The sequence below is a fragment of the Streptomyces sp. NPDC001219 genome, assembly GCF_053597915.1.
In genome coordinates, this window is the sequence record NZ_JBSFJF010000160.1 from 1 (window position 1) to 1,358 (window position 1,358).

Here is a 1,358-nt window from a genome sequence, read left to right on the forward strand (position 1 = left end):
TAGCCGAGTTCTTCGAGACGCTCGTACGCGCCCTCCAGTGACACTTCCCGTGCTTGCGCCGGAGGCCACGCTGTCAGCTTCTCGCCTGCGGACGGCTCCGTGGGGGCCAGCCGTCCGCGGGCATGAAGCGTCCACGGCCGCTCACCCTCACCGGCCTCACCGGTCTCACTGTCCGGCCGGTCCTGCTCAGGCCGTGCGTAGATCTCCACCGTACGGCGTCCGGCATCATCGGCCTCGCCGACGACGACCTGCACCTGCACACCACCCCACACCGGCAGCACCAACGGCACCGACAGGGTCAGGTCCTCCAGAGCTGGAGCGCCGACCTGCTCGCCCGCGCGAGCACAGAGTTCGACGAACGCGGTGCCGGGCAGCAAAGTGGTGCCGAGGACCACGTGATCGGCTAGCCAGGGATGGGTGCGCAGCGAGACGCGGCTGGTCAGCACGTACTCGTCTCGGGTGGCCAGACCCAGCGAAGCGCCCAGGATGGGGTGCCCGACCGTCCTCAGGCCCAGTCCCTCGGCGTCGGCAGGGGCGTCAACGGAATCCAGCCAGTAGCGCTCGCGTTGGAAGGCGTAGGTGGGCAGGGGTGCCGGGGTGGTGGTTCGGCGGCCGAGGTAGGCGGGCCAGTCGACGGGCACGCCGGCGGTGAACGCCTGGGTCATGCCGGTGACCAGGGTCTTGGTTTCGTCGTGGTCGCGGCGGAGGAGGGGGATGGCGGTGGTGTTGTCGAGTGTGTCGCGGGTGAGGGCGGTGAGGGTGGTGTCCGGGCCGATTTCGATGAATACGCGGGTGCCGGCCTGGTGTAGTGAGGTGAGTGCGTCGGTGAACTTGACGGTGCTGCGGATTTGGTCGGTCCAGTAGCGGGGTGTGGTGAGTTCGTCGGGGGTGGTGAGGCGTCCTGTGAGGGTGGAGACGATGGGGATGTGGGGTTTGTTGTAGGTGATGGTGGTGGCGATTTGGTGGAAGTCGTCGAGGATGCTGTCCATGTGGGGGGAGTGGAAGGCGTGTGAGACGGTCAGGCGCCTGACCCTGGTGCCCTTGGTCCGCCAGTCGTCCATGATGTCGGTGACGGTGTCCTGGTCGCCGGAGATCACGGTGGCGCGTGGGCCGTTGACCGCGGCGATGGAGACGCGTTGCTCGCCGTAGGGGAGCAGGGAGGTGCGGACTTCCTCTTCGCTGGCTTGGATGGCGGCCATGGCGCCGTCTTGGCGGGCGGCTTGCATGAGTCGTCCGCGTGCGGTGACCAGTCGTGCGGCGTCCTGGAGTGAGAACACTCCTGCGATGTGGGCGGCGGCGAGTTCGCCGATGGAGTGGCCGGCGAGGTGGTCGGGGGTGATGCCCCAGGAGTGGATGAG

The 1,358-nt window shown here is 68.1% G+C and carries 1 protein-coding gene; it reads right to left on the bottom strand.

What is annotated here, in order from left to right:
• Nucleotides 1–1,358, bottom strand: a 1,358-nt coding sequence (locus ACWC9R_RS37055) for an acyltransferase domain-containing protein (RefSeq protein WP_450738282.1), incomplete at both ends; no start/stop codon positions are given.